The sequence below is a fragment of the Desertibaculum subflavum genome (genome assembly GCA_003576705.1).
GTDB lineage: Bacteria > Pseudomonadota > Alphaproteobacteria > Ferrovibrionales > Ferrovibrionaceae > Desertibaculum > Desertibaculum subflavum.
The window spans coordinates 1-13,258 of sequence record QOZS01000045.1; the positions used below are offsets into that span (position 1 = coordinate 1).

Below are 13,258 nucleotides of genomic sequence, written 5' to 3' on the forward strand. Positions count from 1 at the left end.
AGGCGCTGAACGCGGCCCGCAATGCCGAGGCGGCGGCCTTGCGCCGCGCGTCCGAGCGGGCGACGCGGCTTGCCGCGCTGGCCGCCCAGCTGGAGGAGATCGCAGCCGAGCGCACCGACGCCACGGCACGGCGCGACGAGGCGGCATCGGCGTTCGCCGCGCTGCCGGAGGAGCAGATCGCGCGCGACGCCGTCGCCGATACCCGCGCCATCGTCGGCGAGCTGCGCCAGGCGGCGGCGCAGGCGGCACGGGCGCTGGAAGAGGCGCGCGCCGAGGCGCGCACGCGCGCCGCCCGCATCCAGTCGCTCGCCAACGACGCCCGGCAATGGGAAGGGCGGCTGACCGCCTCCACCGCGCAGATCGCCGAGCTCGGCGAGCGCCGCGCGGGGCTGGAGCAGGAGATCGCCGCCCGCGTCGATCTGCCGGCGACTTTCGCGGCGAAGCGCGGCAACCTGCTGGACGAGATCTCGATCGCCGAGGCGGCGCGGCGCGAGCAGGGCGATGCGCTGGCCGCGGCCGAGCAGCGCCAGGCCGATTGCGACAAGGCGGCCCGCGCCGCGCAGGAGGCGCAGGCCGAGGCGCGCGAAATGCGCGCCCGCGCCGAATCGGAAGCCGCGCACCGCGCCGATGCGGTGACCGAGGTGGTCGCCCGCATCCGCGAGGCGCTGGATTGCGCGCCGGAAGAGACCCTGCGGCTGGCCGAGGTCGACGAGGGCGAGGAACTGCCCGAGCTGGCCCAGGTCGAGACCCGGCTGGACCGTCTGCGCAAGGAGCGCGACGGCATGGGCCCGGTCAACCTGCGGGCCGATATCGAGGCCGAGGAGATCGAGACCCAGCTCACATCGCTCGGCGCCGAGAAAGCCGACCTGGAAGGCGCCATCGCCCGGCTGCGCCAGGGCATCACCAGCCTGAACAAGGAAGCGCGCGAGCGCCTGCTGGAGGCGTTCCAGAAGGTGGATGCGCATTTCAAGAGCCTGTTCACCACGGTGTTCGGCGGCGGCGAGGCGCATCTGCAGCTGGTCGAGGCGGAGGATCCGCTGGAGGCCGGCCTCGAGATCATGGCCTCGCCCCCCGGCAAGAAGCTGCAGGTGCTGTCGCTGCTCTCGGGTGGCGAGCAGGCCCTGACGGCACTGGCGCTGCTTTTCGCCGTGTTCCTGACCAACCCGGCGCCGATCTGCGTGCTGGACGAGGTGGACGCGCCGCTGGACGATGCCAACGTGGACCGGCTCTGCGACCTGCTGGAGGCGATCGTGCAGGGCGGCGCCACCCGATTCGTGGTAGTGACGCACCACCCGATCACCATGGCCAGGATGGACCGCCTCTACGGCGTCACCATGGCCGAGCGAGGGGTGAGCCAGCTTGTCTCAGTCGACCTCGGCGCCATGGAGACGCAGCGCAAAACCGCCTGATTTCATGGGCGTTTCCGAGGTTTCCGCTGGTGCGGCATATTGCCCCTTTCGGCTTGACACCCCGAGGTGCGCTGCTAAGTTCCGCGCGCTTCCGCGACGGGGGCGGGGATGAGTGCCGGGGATGACCGGCCGCCGCGCGAGCCCGACCAGCCGAACGATCTGGAGGCCTTGAGTGCGCGCCTGCGCGATGCGCGGGCAACACGGCGAGCCGAGGGGCACCAGCCCGATGGCGAGCCGGCGCCGCGCAGCAAGGCCGAAGGTGTCGCCTGGCGGCTCGCCGTCGAAATGGTCTCCGCGCTTGCGGTCTGCGGGTTCGTCGGCTGGTGGATCGACAAGTGGCTCGATTCGTCGCCGTGGGGTCTACTGATCGGGCTTTTGCTCGGCGGAACGACCGGACTTGCGAACGCCATCCGGGTCGCGCTTGCGGTCCAGAGGGACGCGGAAGCGGCGGACAAAACTTCTTCGCCCAGATCCGGGCAGTGAGCCGAACCCTGTGGCAAGCCCCCTCGAGCAGTTCCTGATCAAGCCGATCGTCCCGATCAAGATCGGCGATCTCGACGCCTCCTTCACCAATTCCTCGCTCTGGATGGTGCTGGTGCTGATCGGCGTCGTCACCTTCCTCTATGTCGGCATGCGCCGGCGCGAGCTGGTGCCGGGGCGATGGCAGTCGATGGCGGAGATGTCCTACGAGTTCGTCGCCAACATGGTGCGCGACAACGCGGGCTCCGCCGGCCGGCCGTATTTTCCGTTCATCTTCACGCTGTTCATGTTCGTGCTGTTCTCCAACCTGTTCGGGATGATCCCGTACAGCTTCACGGTGACCAGCCACATCATCGTCACCTTCGCCATGGCGCTGGTGGTGTTCATCGGCGTGACCATCATCGGCTTCGTGAAGCACGGCGCCCATTTCTTCTCGCTGTTCGTGCCTGCCGGCTGCCCCGCCTGGCTGCTGCCGCTGGTGGTGACGATCGAGGTCATCTCCTATTTCGTGCGCCCGGTCAGCCTGTCGGTCCGGTTGTTCGCCAACATGATGGCGGGCCACACCATGCTGAAGGTATTCGCCGGCTTCGTGATCAGCCTGGCGGGCGCGCTCGGCGTGGTCGGCGGCGTGGTCGGCATCCTGCCGATCCTGCTGATCGCCGCGCTGACCGGCCTCGAGATCGGCATCGCCATGCTGCAGGCCTATGTCTTCGCGCTGTTGAGCTGCATCTATCTCAACGACGCGCTGCATCTCCATCACTGATCCAACCCATCCAACCTCAACTCGGAAGGAACGACACATGGACCCGCAAGCCGCAAAGATGATCGGCGCCGGCATCGCGACCCTCGCTCTCGCGGGCGTCGGCATCGGTATGGGCAATATCTTCGGCAGCTTCCTCGCCGCCGCCGTGCGCAACCCGGCCGCCGCGCCGAAGGTGTTCGGCAACGTGCTGCTCGGCTTCGCGCTGACCGAAGCGCTGGCGCTGTTCGCCCTCGTCGTGGCGATGCTGATCCTGTTCGCGGTCTGATCCGTCAGACCGACCGGACCAGGATGATGAGCGTCGCCGCTCAGCGCTTGTCGCTGGCCGCCCTGCTGCTCGGTACGCCGGCGCTGGCCCGCGCGGCCGACAACGTCGGCATGCCGCAGCTCGACCCCTCGGGCTTCGTGCCGCAGTTGGTCTGGCTCGCGATCGTCTTCACGGTGCTCTACCTCGTGCTGTCGCGGGTCGTGCTGCCCCGCGTCGGCGAGGTGCTGGAGGACCGGCAGGCGCGCATCGCCGACGATCTCGATGCGGCCGAGAAGCTGAAGGCCGATGCCGAGAAGGCGCGCGGCGACTACGAGGCGGCCCTGGCCAAGGCCCGCGCCGCCGCGCAGGAAGCCGCCGGCAAGGCGCGCGAGCAGGTGGCGGCCGAAAGCACCTCGCGCCGCGCCAAGGTCGACCACGAGCTGGCCGAGAAGACCCGCGCCGCCGAGGCGGCGATCGCCGACGCCAAGAGCAAGGCGCTCGCCGATATCCGCGCCGCCGCCGCGGAAGTCGCGGCGACGGCGGTGCAGCGGATCACCGGCCAGCCGGCCTCGGCCGATACCATCGCCGCCGCGGTGGCCGCCGCAGCCAGGGGAGCATGAGGCGATGAGCGATCCCACTTTCTGGGTCCTGGTCGGCTTCCTCGTCTTTGTCGGCGCGGCGGTCTACTTCAAGCTGCCGGGCATGATCGGCAAGGCGCTGGACGAGCGCGGCGCCACCATCAAGGCCGAGCTCGACCAGGCCCGCCGCCTCCGCGAGGAGGCGCAGGCGCTGTTCGTCGACTACCAGCGCCGCCAGCGCGAGGCGGAGAAGGAGGCGACGGAGATCGTCGCCCATGCCAAGGAAGAAGCCGCGCGCCTTATCCGCGAGGCGCATGAGGATCTGGAGGCGACCATGACCCGCCGCCGCCAGCTCGCCGAGACCAAGATCGCCCAGGCCGAGGCCCAGGCGGTCAAGGAAGTGCGCGAGGCCGCCGTCGACCTCGCCATCGCCGCCGCCGCCTCGGTGCTGAAGCAGGAACTGCAAGGCGACCGCGCGAGCGCCACCATGGACCGCGCCATCGGCGACCTCCGCAAGCATTTGAACTGAGCGTCACTCCCCCTCCCCGCCGACAGGCGGGGAGGGCCGGGGTGGGGTTTGCGGCCGCGCCACGGCATCCGAAAAAAACGAAAACCCCCTCCCAGCCTCCCCCGTCCTTCGGCCGGGGGAGGAGCTTAACTTGCCGCATGCTAGGCTTCCCGCATGCGGCCCGATGTCATCGATCTCCGCCAGTTCTATACCAGCCCGCTGGGTCAGCTCGCCCGGCGCCACCTGACGCGCCTGGTGCGCGAGATCTGGCCGGACACGCAGGGGCACACGGTGGTGGGCCTCGGCTTCGCCACGCCCTATCTGCGCCCGTTCCGCGACGAGGCGGCGCGCGTCGTGGCGCTGATGCCGGCGCCCCAGGGCGTGGTGCATTGGCCGTCGGACGAGCCGGGCCTGGTCGGCCTGGCCGACGAGACCGAGCTGCCGCTCGCCGACAACTCGGTCGATCGCCTGCTGCTGGTGCATGCACTGGAGAACAGCGAGGAGGTGCGCCCGCTGCTGCGCGAGGCCTGGCGCGTGCTCGCCTCGGGCGGCCGGCTGCTCGTGGTGGTGCCGAACCGCGTCGGTCTGTGGACGCGGTTCGAGGACACGCCGTTCGGCCACGGCTCGCCCTACAGCCCGCAGCAGCTCTCGCGCCTGCTGCGCGACAGCCTGTTCTCGCCGCGCCAGTTCCGCCGCGGCCTGTTCATGCCGCCGTTCCGGCTGCGCGCCATGCTGCGCCTCGCCGGCTGGCTTGAGCGTGCCGGCGCGCGCTGGTGGCCGCGCCTCGCCGGCGTGCATCTGGTCGAGGCCGAGAAGCAGATTTATGCGGTGACGCCGATTCCGGTGCGCCAGAAGCGGCGCCGGCTGGTGCCGGCCGGCCTGCTGCCGGCGCCGGAGCGCCGCCTCAAGGTGTCAGAACCACCTTGCCGATGACACGGCGGCTCTCCAGTTCGTCGAAGGCCTTGGCGACATCGGCGAGACCGAAGCGCGCATGGGTGCGCGGCTTCAGGCGGCCTTCCTCGAACCAGCGGAACAGCTCGGCATACATGGCGTCGAGGCGCTCTGCGGCATCGGCCGGCGGCGGCAGCTTGCTGTTGCCGATATACCAGCCCCAGAAGAAGCCCATCACGCTGGCATTCTTGACCAGCAGCAGGTTGACGCCGATCTGCGGGATGCGGCCAGCCGCATAGCCGATGGTGAGAATGCGCCCTTCCGGCGCGACGCAGCGCATCGAGGCGTCGAACAGGTCGCCGCCGACCGGATCGAAGATCACGTCGGCGCCGCGGCCGCCGGTCAGCTCCAGCACGCGCTCGCGCATATCCGCCCGCGTGTAGTCGATGGCGTGGTCGGCGCCATGCGTCCGCACCGCCTCGGCCTTGGCGGCGCTCGATATGGTGGCGATCACCGTCGCGCCCATCGCCTTGCCGACTTCGATCGCGGTGATGCCGGTGCCGCCCGCGGCGCCATGCACCAGCAGCGTCTCGCCGGGCTTCAGGTTGGCGCGCCAGCGCAGCGCGCCATAGGCGGTGGGGTAGAGCGTCGCGAATTGCGTCGCCTCGGCGAAGCCCAGGCCATCCGGGATGCGTCGCACATTCGTCGCGCGCACCACGATCTCCTCGGCATAGCCGCCGGTGCCTTGCGATCCCACGATGCGGTCGCCGGGCTTCAGGGTGGTCACGCCCTCGGCGACCTCCACAACCTCGCCGGCGAATTCGGAGCCGGGGATCAGCGGCAGCGCCGGCTTGTTCTGGTGCTTGCCCTCGATCACCAGCTTGGTGGCGAAGGCGACGCCCGCCGCGCGCACGCGGATGCGCACCGCTTTGGCGCGCAGCTCCGGCGGCGGCACGTCGCAGACCTCGAGATCGGAAACCGGCCCGAAGGCGCGGGCCAACAATGCGCGCATCACGTTCCTCCCGCGCTTACTATAGATGTCAGTTCTTGTTGCGCAGCAGGAACATGCCCTGTTCGGCGAACAGGTTGGCGAGCGCGCCCGGCGCCACGATGCGCTCGCGCCGGCCGAAGGCATCGACCGAGACGCGCCGTTCGATCACCGCGCCCATGTCGCGGCACAGCTGCTCGAAATCGGCGATCGTGCAGAAATGGATGTTCGGCGTTTCGTACCAGCTCTGCGGCAGCGCCGCGGTCACCGGCATCCGCCCGTTCCAGAACAGCGAGAGCCGCACGCGCCAATGCCCGAAATTGGGAAACGAGACGATGGCATGCCGGCCGATGCGCAGCATCTGCTTCAGCACCTTGTAGGGCTTGCGCGTCGCCTGCAGGGTCTGGCTCAGGATGACGTAGTCGTAGCCGTTGGCCGGATAGTCGCCGAGGTCGGTATCGGCATCGCCCTGCACCACCGACAGCCCCTGCGCCACGCAGGCATTGACGCCGGCCTGCGACAGCTCGATGCCGCGGCCGTCGACGCCCTTCTCGCGGGCGAGATAGGCGAGCAGCAGCCCGTCGCCGCAGCCGACATCGAGCACGCGGCTGCCCGGCTCCACCAGCGCGGCGATGACGCGAAGGTCGGCGCGGACGTCTTCCGGGCGCAGCTTCTGCGCCAGCAGCGGGATGTCGGTGCGGACGTTCATCGCGGTGCGAGTCCGCGGACGCCGGCCGCCCCTTCGAGGAAGCCGCCGAGCGTCGCGAACAGCTCCGGCTCGTCGAGCAGGAAGGCATCGTGCCCCTTGTCGGTCGCGATCTCGACGAAGGAGACGTTCGCCGCCGCGGCGTTCAGCGCATGCACCACGGCGCGGCTCTCCGGCGTCGGGAACAGCCAGTCCGAGGTGAAGCTGACCAGGCAGAACCGCGTCTTGGTGCCGGCGAAGGCCTTGGGCAGGCTGCCGCCGTAATCCGCCGCCAGGTCGAAATAGTCCATCGCCCGGGTGATGTAGAGATAGGAATTGGCATCGAACCGGTCGACGAAGGTCGAGCCCTGATGGCGCAGATAGCTCTCGACCTGGAAATCGGCGTCGAAGCCGAAGGTCACTTTCTCGCGGTTCTGCAGGTTGCGGCCGAACTTCCGGTGCAGCGCCGCTTCCGAGAGATAGGTGATATGCGCCGCCATGCGCGCGACGGCGAGGCCGGCGGAAGGGCTGACGCCGTATTCGAGATACTGGCCCTGGCGCCAGTTCGGGTCGGCCATGATCGCCTGCCGGCCGACCTCGTGGAAGGCGATGTTCTGCGAGGAGTGGCGCGCCGCGGTGGCGACCGGCACCGCGCTGAACACGCGGTCGCCATGCGCCGCCGCCCATTGCAGCACCTGCATGCCGCCCATCGAGCCGCCGATCACGCAGAACAGGTCCGGAATGCCGAGATGGTCGAGCAGCAGCGCCTGCGCCCGCACCATGTCGCCCACGGTGATGACCGGGAAGTCGAGGCCCCAGAACCGGCCCGTCGCCGGGTTGGTCTCCTTCGGCCCGAACGTTCCCATGCAGCCGCCCAGCACGTTGGCGCAGATCACGAAATAGCGGTCGGTGTCGATCACCTTGCCCGGTCCCACCATGTCGGGCCACCAGGCCGGCCGGCGGGTGAACGGATTGGCGTTGGCGACGAACTGGTCGCCGGTCAGCGCGTGGCAGATCAGCACGGCGTTGCGCTTGCCCTCGTCGAGCGCGCCATAGGTCTGATAGGCAAGCGGGAAGCGGTCCAGCACCGTGCCGCATTCCAGCTTCAGCGGCCCCAGCATGGCGCGGTGGCCCTCCGCGTTCGCGACGCGGCCCCGCTCCAGCCCCTCCACCTCCGCCATGGCGCCCACCCTCCGAACAAAAAGCCCCGGCGCGAAAAGCCCGGGGCGTGCGGATGGTCACGACTGGCCCCGACCTTTTAGCGCGCTTGTTTTACGTGGCCGCAAGCCGGTCGGCTCAAATCACCACGAACGGATGGACAATACGCCGGCCGCGCCGGCCGTCAAGCGGCGGTTCTCGCCCGGCCGGTTGGTTGCTACGGTGGCAACCATAAGAACCAGAGGATTCGCCGGAGCCGCCATGTCCCGAGTGCCCCTGCTTTCCGACGCGGAGATCGCGCCGAACGTCGCCGAGATTTTCGAACGCATGCGCAAGGCGGGCGGGAGCCCGCCCAATCTCTACCGCGCGCTCGGCAATGCGCCGGCCATGCTGGAGGCCTGGATCGGCCTCGCCTGGCCGCTCCGGCACGAGGCGAAGACCCCGCGCGGCTTGCGCGAGCTCGTCATCATGCGCGTCGCCGGCCTGACCGATGCGCATTACGAGGAACATCACCATCACCGCATGGCGCTGGAGGCGGGGGTCAGCGAGGCCCAGCTCGCCGACCTGCCGCGCTGGCGCGACAGCAAGCGCTTCAACGAGCGCGAGCGCGCCGTGCTTGCCATGGCCGATGCGGTGACGCGCGGCGGCAAGCTCCCCGATGTCGTGCATGAGGATCTCAAGCATCATTTCAAGCACGGCGAGATCGTCGAACTGATCCTGACCGCCTCGTTCTACAACTGCGTCTCGCGCACCCTGCTGGCGCTGGAAGTGCCGCTCGAAGGCTGAAAAAGAACACCGGGAGGAAACGACGATGATGACCGGAGCCGAATACCGGGCGTCGCTCAATGACGGCCGCAGCATCTTCTTCGAGGGCGAGCGGGTCGAGGATGTCGTGTGCCACCCCATCCTCGGTCCCGCGGTCGATGTCGTCGCCCGCTGCTACGACCATTTCCATACGACGAGGCCGGGCGCTGAGAGCCCGCTGATGGGCGTGCCGCGCTCGGCCGAGGATCTGCGCAGCCGCATCCCGATGCTGCACGACGCCGACCTCGTCGCGCACGTGACCTATCAGTCGATCATGACCTTGACCACGGCGGCGAGCCGGATCGGCGATCCGAAATATGCCGAGCGCGTCGCCGCCTTCGTCGCGCACGTGCAGCGGCGCGACCTCCGCGTCACCGAATGCATCACCGACGCGAAGGGTGACCGCAGCCGCGCGCCCGGCCAGCAATCCGACCCGGATGCCTATACCCGGGTGGTGGAGCGGCGGGCGGACGGCGTCGTCATCCGCGGCGCCAAGCTGCATATTTCCGGCGCCTGCCTGGGCCACGAGCTGATGGTGATCCCGACCAAGGCGATGAAGCCGGGCGAGGAGGCCTATGCCATTGCCTGCGCCGTTCCGGTCAATGCGCCGGGCGTGAAGATCGTCAACACCTCCTATGCGCCGCGCCATGCCGATACCCGCGACTTCCCGATCTCGGCCAAGAACAACTGCCCGGAAGGCTTCGTCATCTTCGACGACGTGTTCGTGCCGGCGGAGCGCATCTTTCTCGACGGCGAGGTCAAGCACGCCACCGTCTTCGCCCACTCGCTCGGGCTGTGGGAGCGGCTCGGCGGGCTCTCCTTCCTGGCCGACGAGGCGGACCAGCTGGTCGGCTTCGCCCAGCTGATCGCCGAGGCGAACGGACTCGCCCGGGAAGCGCATGTGCGCGAGAAGATCTCGGAGATGATCATCCATGCCACCTTGGTGCGCGCGACCTTGGAGGCGGCGATCAGCGGCTGCGGTTTCGGCGCCGACGGCACCGCCTATCCGGACGAGCTCTACACCAATGCCGGCAAGTATCACGGCGCGGCCAACTACAACCTGATGGTGCGGCACCTGCACGACATCGCCGGCGGCTCGGTGCTGACGGCGCCGGCCATCGCCGATCTGGAGAACAACGAGGTCGGTCCGCTGGTGCGCAAGTACATGGCCGGCGCCGATGGCGACGGCGAGCGGCGGCTCAAGCTGTTCCACGCCATCCGCGACCTGACGGCGGATGCCTATGGCGGCTGGAAGTTCGTCACCAACATCCAGGCCGGCGGCGGCCTCTACGCCCAGCGCATCGTGACCCGCAAGCACTACGATCTCGAAGGCGCCAAGCGCAAGGCGCTGAAGATCGCCGGCATGGCGGAGGGCGCCGCGCATTGATTGATAGCAGCGAACCACTCCAACAATCGTCATCGCCGGGCTTGACCCGGCGATCCACGCCGATGGGCAGCGCCGCGGATGGCCGTGGGTGCCCGGCCAATTCTCGGACGTGAACGTGGGCCCGGGCACGACGAGTCGAGTAGGGGGCGCATCGCTGTCCGCGATTCAATCTGAACCGCTCCCGCTCTAGGCTCACCGCCAGCCGATTCGCCGAGGAGCCCCGATGCCGTCGTCTTCGCCCGCACCCTCCGGGGAAACGACGTCGCGCGCCTCGACGGTCCAGCCGATCTCGGCCGGCATCCTCGCGGCGATCACCGGCTTCGCCAGCTCCTTCACCATCCTGCTTGCCGGCTTCACCGCGGTGGGCGCGAGCCAAGCCGAGGCCGCATCGGGCCTGTTCGCGGTCGCGTTCGGCATGGGCCTGCTCACCTTCCTGCTCAGCCTGCGGGCGCGCATCCCGATCACCATTGCCTGGTCGACGCCGGGCGCCGCGCTGCTCGCGGCGACCGCCCTGCCTACCGGCGGCTATGCCGCCGCCATCGGCGCCTATCTGGTGACCGCTGGGCTGATCGTCGTGGCCGGCCTCTGGCGGCCGTTCGGCCGCGCCGTCGCCTCGATCCCGATGCCGCTCGCCGGCGCCATGCTGGCCGGCGTGCTGCTCGAGCTCTGCCTCGCGCCGATGCGGGCGGTCGGCGCCATGCCGGCGCTCGCTTTGCCCATCATCCTCGCCTGGGCGCTCGCCATGCGCTTCGCCCGCGCCTGGGCGATGCCGGTCGCGGTGGTGGTCACCGCGGCGATCGTGGTGGCGGCAACGCCGATCCCGGCCGGCGCGCTGGCCGATCCCTGGCCGCAGCCGCTGCTCGTGCTGCCTGTGTTCACGCTCGACGCCGCGATCGGCATCGGCCTGCCGCTCTTCCTCGTCACCATGGCGTCGCAGAACCTGCCGGGTCTCGCGGTGATGCAGGCGAACGGCTACCGGGTGGATGTCGCGCCGGTCTTCGTCTCGACCGGCCTCGCCAGCGGCGCGACTGCCTTGCTCGGCGGCCACTCGCTCAATCTCGCGGCGATCACGGCGGCGCTCTGCGCCGGGCCGGAAGCGCATCCCGATCCGGCGCGGCGCTGGATCGCCTCGGTCGCCAACGGTATCGCCTGCATGGTGCTCGCCTTCGGCGCCAGCTTCGCCACCGCCTTCATCGCCGTGTCGCCGCCGCTGCTGATCCAGGCGGTGGCCGGCCTCGCGCTGCTCGGCAGCCTGGGCGGCGCGCTCACCTCGGCGCTGGGGGAAGAGCGCGACCGCCTGCCGGCGCTGGTCACCTTCGTGACGGCGGCCTCGGGCGTGTCCTTCGGAGGGATCGGGGCCGCGTTCTGGGGGCTGATCGCCGGCGGCGCGCTGCTGCTGCTGTTGCGCTGGCGCGTCAGCGCTTGAAGATGGCGTCGGCGCCCTGGCGCTGCTTCTGCTTGGCGGCGATGAATTCGCGGGCGCGCGCGATCTCCGCCTCCAGGCCCCTGATATAGGCCTCCAGCTCGGCGATCCCCATCACCTCCAGGTTGACCACCTGGGGCTTGGGCTTGGGGGTGAACAGGTCGTCGGCATCCATCGCCATGGCGCGCCCAATATAGCGCAGACCGTCACAGCCGCCGAATGGGATCGCTGCCGTCCCAGCCCTGCGCCGCCTGGGCGATCTCGGCGAAGAAGCGGCCCTTGCCGCCGCTCACCTCCGACAGCTCCACCACATTGCCGGGGGCGGCGGGGTTCAGCGTGTAGGCGAAACGGCCGCGCCGGCCGATCCGCCCGGACTGCGCCACCGCATAGCCGGCGGCGGTCAGGCGGGCGAGTCCGGCATCGAAATCCTCCGACCAGAAAGCAACATGCTGCAGGCCCTCGCCGGCCTGCTGGAGGAAGTCGCGGTACAGCGACGGCGCGTCGTTGCGCTGCTGGATCAGCTCGATCTGCAACGGGCCGGAATTGGCCAGCGCGATGGAGAGCGCCGCGCCGGACGGCGCGCCGCGGCAGGTGAACTCTTCGACCGGCACCTGCTCGATATAGAACCACGGGCCGATGCCGAGCGCGCCGGCCCAATGCGCCATCGCGGCCTCGATATCGCGCACCACATAGCCGAGCTGGCGGACCGGCCCCAATCCCTGCAACATCCCTGCCTCCCGCTCTACCAGCCGCCCGTGGCGAGCCACTTGTCCACCTGGTCCAGCCGGTCATGGCCCCAGAACAGCTCGCCATCGACCAGGAAGCTCGGCGAGCCGAACACGCCCGCGGCGAGCCCCGCGTCGACCGAGGCCTTGAGCAGCGCCTTCGCCTCCGCGCCCTCCACCGCCTCGCGGTAATCGTCGCCGGCGAGCCCGAAGCGCGCCGCCACCGGCGCCAGGCCGTCGATCGTGGTCGAGTTCACGCCCTCGCCGAAATGCCGCGCCTGCACCGCTTGCGCGAAGGCCTTGGCGCGGGCGGGATCGCGCGCCTTCAGCCACAGGAAGGCGCGGGCCGGCGGCAGCGGCGTCATCGGCGCTTCGATGCGCTTGTAGGTCAGGCCGAGGAAGGCCGCGGTGCGCGGCACGTCGCGCCGCACGTAATCGCCCTTGAGCGGCGTGTCGAGCAGCGGCTTCAGCCCCATCACCTGCATGACGGCGATGCCGAGCAGCATCGGCCGCCAATCCACCTCGCGCCCGTGGGCTGCGGCGATCCGCTCGATGCCGACGGCGCCGAACCAGCCGTAGGGCGAGATGAAGTCGAAATAGAACCCGATCGGAGCAGGCACGAGGCTACCGCGACTGCGCGTGGTATTCGGGATTCGGCATCATGTCGATGGCCGAAGCCATGCGGTTCGACATGTTGAAGAACGACGCGGTGGCGGCGATGTCCCAGATGTCGCGGTCGCTCCAGCCGGCCTTGCGCAAGCTCTCGCGGTCGGCCTCGACAATCTTGTCCGGCGTCTCGGTCAGCTTGGCGGCGAAGTCGAGCATGGCGCGCTGCTTCGGCGTGATCTCGGCGGCGCGGTAGTTGAACGCCATCAGCTCGCCGAGCTTGGGGTCGCCGGAGATCTGACGCACCGCCGCGCCATGCGCGGTCAGGCAGTAGAAGCAGTGGTTGATCGAGGAGACCATCACCGCGATCATCTCGCGCTCCAGTTTGGAGACGCCCGACGGCGCCAGCATCAGCTCGTTGTACATGCCGCTGAAGCCCTTCAGCTTCTCGGCATCGAAGCTGTAGGCGAGCAGCACGTTCGGCACGAAGCCGATCTTCTCGTCGCATTTCGCGAAGTATTTCTGCGTCCCCTCGTCGAGCTCTTTGCGCGGGGGAACCGGGATGTTCAGTGCGTGCACGTGCTTCGGCTGTGACATGACGATTCCTCC

At 69.5% G+C, this 13,258-nt stretch carries 17 protein-coding genes and 1 riboswitch; of the genes, 10 read left to right on the forward strand and 7 right to left on the reverse strand.

What is annotated here, in order from left to right; genetic code table 11:
- The 7 genes from DT074_RS20535 to DT074_RS20565 form a co-directional block, all read left to right on the forward strand.
- On the forward strand, positions 1 to 1,409 hold a 1,409-nt coding region (locus tag DT074_RS20535), incomplete at its 5' end, for a coiled-coil domain-containing protein (RefSeq protein WP_497746156.1).
- A gap of 108 nt (positions 1,410 to 1,517) precedes the next feature.
- Positions 1,518 to 1,892: an AtpZ/AtpI family protein gene (locus DT074_RS20540; RefSeq protein ID WP_119421741.1), complete on the forward strand. Its 375-nt coding sequence runs from the start codon at positions 1,518 to 1,520 to the stop codon at positions 1,890 to 1,892.
- A gap of 10 nt (positions 1,893 to 1,902) precedes the next feature.
- The gene (locus DT074_RS20545; protein ID WP_119421742.1) at positions 1,903 to 2,652 is read left to right on the forward strand and encodes a F0F1 ATP synthase subunit A; all 750 of its coding nucleotides are present in this window, start codon (positions 1,903 to 1,905) and stop codon (positions 2,650 to 2,652) included.
- 37 nt (positions 2,653 to 2,689) lie between these two features.
- Positions 2,690 to 2,917, forward strand: coding sequence for a F0F1 ATP synthase subunit C (locus DT074_RS20550; protein WP_119421743.1), 228 nt, complete (start codon positions 2,690 to 2,692; stop codon positions 2,915 to 2,917).
- Between the two features lie 26 nt (positions 2,918 to 2,943).
- On the forward strand, positions 2,944 to 3,516 hold the full coding sequence (locus DT074_RS20555; protein ID WP_162915050.1) for a F0F1 ATP synthase subunit B family protein: 573 nt from the start codon (positions 2,944 to 2,946) through the stop codon (positions 3,514 to 3,516).
- Between the two features lie 4 nt (positions 3,517 to 3,520).
- On the forward strand, positions 3,521 to 4,003 hold the full coding sequence (locus DT074_RS20560) for a F0F1 ATP synthase subunit B family protein (RefSeq protein ID WP_119421745.1): 483 nt from the start codon (positions 3,521 to 3,523) through the stop codon (positions 4,001 to 4,003).
- Positions 4,004 to 4,156: 153 nt separating this feature from the next.
- Complete coding sequence (locus DT074_RS20565; RefSeq protein WP_119421746.1) at positions 4,157 to 4,915, forward strand: methyltransferase domain-containing protein; 759 nt, start codon at positions 4,157 to 4,159, stop codon at positions 4,913 to 4,915.
- Here DT074_RS20565 and DT074_RS20570 read toward each other — a convergent pair.
- From DT074_RS20570 to metX, 3 genes are read right to left on the reverse strand one after another with little or no spacing between them, the layout of a single operon-like run.
- Positions 4,887 to 5,885, reverse strand: a complete 999-nt coding sequence (locus DT074_RS20570) for an NADPH:quinone oxidoreductase family protein (RefSeq protein WP_119421747.1) — start codon at positions 5,883 to 5,885, stop codon at positions 4,887 to 4,889. The genes DT074_RS20565 and DT074_RS20570 overlap by 29 nt on opposite strands.
- A 28-nt stretch (positions 5,886 to 5,913) precedes the next feature.
- Positions 5,914 to 6,570 carry a methionine biosynthesis protein MetW gene (gene metW / locus DT074_RS20575; protein ID WP_119421748.1) on the reverse strand — a complete coding sequence of 219 codons (657 nt, stop codon included), beginning with the start codon at positions 6,568 to 6,570 and terminating at the stop codon, positions 5,914 to 5,916.
- Positions 6,567 to 7,667, reverse strand: a complete 1,101-nt coding sequence (gene metX, locus DT074_RS20580; RefSeq protein WP_368744812.1) for a homoserine O-acetyltransferase MetX — start codon at positions 7,665 to 7,667, stop codon at positions 6,567 to 6,569. Before metX ends, metW begins: the two co-directional genes overlap by 4 nt.
- 117 nt (positions 7,668 to 7,784) lie before the next feature.
- Positions 7,785 to 7,864, reverse strand: a riboswitch (SAM riboswitch).
- 101 nt (positions 7,865 to 7,965) lie between these two features.
- Here metX and DT074_RS20585 point away from each other — a divergent pair.
- The 3 genes from DT074_RS20585 to DT074_RS20595 all read left to right on the forward strand — a co-directional run bounded on the left by DT074_RS20585 (position 7,966) and on the right by DT074_RS20595 (position 11,321).
- On the forward strand, positions 7,966 to 8,490 hold the full coding sequence (locus DT074_RS20585) for a carboxymuconolactone decarboxylase family protein (protein WP_162915051.1): 525 nt from the start codon (positions 7,966 to 7,968) through the stop codon (positions 8,488 to 8,490).
- 28 nt (positions 8,491 to 8,518) lie between these two features.
- Positions 8,519 to 9,895, forward strand: a complete 1,377-nt coding sequence (locus DT074_RS20590; RefSeq protein ID WP_368744805.1) for a 4-hydroxyphenylacetate 3-hydroxylase N-terminal domain-containing protein — start codon at positions 8,519 to 8,521, stop codon at positions 9,893 to 9,895.
- 223 nt (positions 9,896 to 10,118) lie between these two features.
- Positions 10,119 to 11,321, forward strand: coding sequence for a benzoate/H(+) symporter BenE family transporter (locus DT074_RS20595; protein WP_119421752.1), 1,203 nt, complete (start codon positions 10,119 to 10,121; stop codon positions 11,319 to 11,321).
- On the opposite strand, the gene DT074_RS20600 is transcribed toward DT074_RS20595, so the two are convergent.
- Genes DT074_RS20600 through DT074_RS20615 form a run of 4 tightly spaced genes read right to left on the reverse strand, consistent with a single transcriptional unit; the run spans position 11,311 to position 13,246 of the window.
- Positions 11,311 to 11,499, reverse strand: coding sequence for a DUF1192 domain-containing protein (locus DT074_RS20600; RefSeq protein ID WP_368744806.1), 189 nt, complete (start codon positions 11,497 to 11,499; stop codon positions 11,311 to 11,313). The genes DT074_RS20595 and DT074_RS20600 overlap by 11 nt on opposite strands.
- A 25-nt stretch (positions 11,500 to 11,524) precedes the next feature.
- Entirely contained in the window at positions 11,525 to 12,046 is a 522-nt protein-coding gene (locus DT074_RS20605; RefSeq protein ID WP_119421753.1) for a VOC family protein, read from the reverse strand.
- Between the two features lie 14 nt (positions 12,047 to 12,060).
- Positions 12,061 to 12,663 (reverse strand): 2-hydroxychromene-2-carboxylate isomerase, encoded by a 603-nt coding sequence (locus tag DT074_RS20610; RefSeq protein ID WP_162915052.1) that lies wholly within the window; start codon positions 12,661 to 12,663, stop codon positions 12,061 to 12,063.
- Between the two features lie 4 nt (positions 12,664 to 12,667).
- On the reverse strand, positions 12,668 to 13,246 hold the full coding sequence (locus DT074_RS20615) for a peroxidase-related enzyme (protein WP_119421755.1): 579 nt from the start codon (positions 13,244 to 13,246) through the stop codon (positions 12,668 to 12,670).
- Between the last annotated feature and the right edge of the window lie 12 nt (positions 13,247 to 13,258).

Bases quoted from the DNA above. Each gene is read 5' to 3' on its own strand.
- DT074_RS20540 (WP_119421741.1), top strand. From the start codon at position 1,518: ATGAGTGCCGGGGATGACCGGCCGCCGCGCGAGCCCGACCAGCCGAAC.
- DT074_RS20550 (WP_119421743.1), top strand. From the start codon at position 2,690: ATGGACCCGCAAGCCGCAAAGATGATCGGCGCCGGCATCGCGACCCTC.
- DT074_RS20555 (WP_162915050.1), top strand. From the start codon at position 2,944: ATGAGCGTCGCCGCTCAGCGCTTGTCGCTGGCCGCCCTGCTGCTCGGT.
- DT074_RS20560 (WP_119421745.1), top strand. From the start codon at position 3,521: ATGAGCGATCCCACTTTCTGGGTCCTGGTCGGCTTCCTCGTCTTTGTC.
- DT074_RS20565 (WP_119421746.1), top strand. From the start codon at position 4,157: ATGCGGCCCGATGTCATCGATCTCCGCCAGTTCTATACCAGCCCGCTG.
- DT074_RS20570 (WP_119421747.1), bottom strand. From the start codon at position 5,885: ATGCGCGCATTGTTGGCCCGCGCCTTCGGGCCGGTTTCCGATCTCGAG.
- metW (WP_119421748.1), bottom strand. From the start codon at position 6,570: ATGAACGTCCGCACCGACATCCCGCTGCTGGCGCAGAAGCTGCGCCCG.
- metX (WP_368744812.1), bottom strand. From the start codon at position 7,667: ATGCTGGGGCCGCTGAAGCTGGAATGCGGCACGGTGCTGGACCGCTTC.
- DT074_RS20585 (WP_162915051.1), top strand. From the start codon at position 7,966: ATGTCCCGAGTGCCCCTGCTTTCCGACGCGGAGATCGCGCCGAACGTC.
- DT074_RS20590 (WP_368744805.1), top strand. From the start codon at position 8,519: ATGACCGGAGCCGAATACCGGGCGTCGCTCAATGACGGCCGCAGCATC.
- DT074_RS20595 (WP_119421752.1), top strand. From the start codon at position 10,119: ATGCCGTCGTCTTCGCCCGCACCCTCCGGGGAAACGACGTCGCGCGCC.
- DT074_RS20600 (WP_368744806.1), bottom strand. From the start codon at position 11,499: ATGGCGATGGATGCCGACGACCTGTTCACCCCCAAGCCCAAGCCCCAG.
- DT074_RS20605 (WP_119421753.1), bottom strand. From the start codon at position 12,046: ATGTTGCAGGGATTGGGGCCGGTCCGCCAGCTCGGCTATGTGGTGCGC.
- DT074_RS20615 (WP_119421755.1), bottom strand. From the start codon at position 13,246: ATGTCACAGCCGAAGCACGTGCACGCACTGAACATCCCGGTTCCCCCG.